Source organism: Arthrobacter pascens, from assembly GCF_017052465.1.
Classification (GTDB): domain Bacteria; phylum Actinomycetota; class Actinomycetes; order Actinomycetales; family Micrococcaceae; genus Arthrobacter; species Arthrobacter pascens.
Genome location: NZ_JAFHKT010000133.1, coordinates 1 through 898, shown reverse-complemented (window position 1 = coordinate 898; position 898 = coordinate 1). Strand labels below are relative to the sequence as shown.

2 protein-coding genes are annotated in these 898 nt (G+C 64.1%); both read right to left on the bottom strand.

Annotated features, from left to right (window positions below; genetic code table 11):
• Positions 1-487 (bottom strand): inositol-3-phosphate synthase (locus tag JYA52_RS09830; protein ID WP_504739511.1); only part of this gene is annotated, 487 nt, incomplete at its 3' end.
• A 218-nt stretch (positions 488-705) separates the two neighbouring features.
• A partial coding sequence (locus JYA52_RS09825; RefSeq protein ID WP_205653004.1) for an OpcA/G6PD domain-containing protein occupies positions 706-898 on the bottom strand: 193 nt, incomplete at its 5' end.

Here is an 898-nt window from a genome sequence, read left to right as displayed (position 1 = left end):
GCAGCGCGTTCACGAACGCCGCCCCGGCATCGATCGCGCACTGGGCGTAGAACTCCGCCGCTTCCTGCGAGCCGACCGGCAGGTAGCAGACCATCACGTCAACCTCGGCGTCCTTCAGGGCCTGGACGACGTCGACCGGCTTCTTGGTGGACTCCTCGATGGTCTCCAGGTAATACCGGCCCAACCCGTCCAGGGTGTGCCCGCGCTGCACCGTCACACCGGTCGGCGGCACGTCGGCGATCTTGATGGTGTTGTTCTCGCTGGCCAGGATGGCGTCGGCCAGGTCCACGCCGACCTTCTTGCCGTCCACATCAAAGGCCGCGACGAACTTCACGTCGTTGACGTGGTACTTGCCGAACTCCACGTGCATCAGACCCGGGATCGTGGCCTGGGGGTCGGCATCCCGGTAATAGTGGACACCCTGGACCAGCGATGCGGCACAGTTGCCCACACCGACGATAGCGACACGAATCGGATTGGAAGACACGGAACTCCTTAGGGAAAATACTCGCCGCCGTGGCTGGATGACCAGGAACCGGCGACTGCAGCTAACAACCGCTCTGCGACATATTCCGGCGGCTGGTGCGGCGTTCGAGGAGGCTTCCCGAATATTGCCCGGAAACTGACTGGACCTCCTGAAAGGTGCTGCCCTCCATCCTCTCCCCTATGACCAAGGGGCGCCACGCCATGATTGGGCGGTTTGACCTACCCAAAAGAATGGGTAAAGGGTGCGGCGTTGATGCAGCCAAGGGCCAGGCCGAAGACTTCGTCGGGGTCGAGGCGGCGGAGTTCTTCGGCGAGGCAGTCGCGCAGGCTGCGTCGGGGGAGGGAGATGCGTTGGGCGGGCTGGCCGGGTTGGGTGAGTTCGGCGATGGAGAGTCCGGGGCGGAAGAGCTGG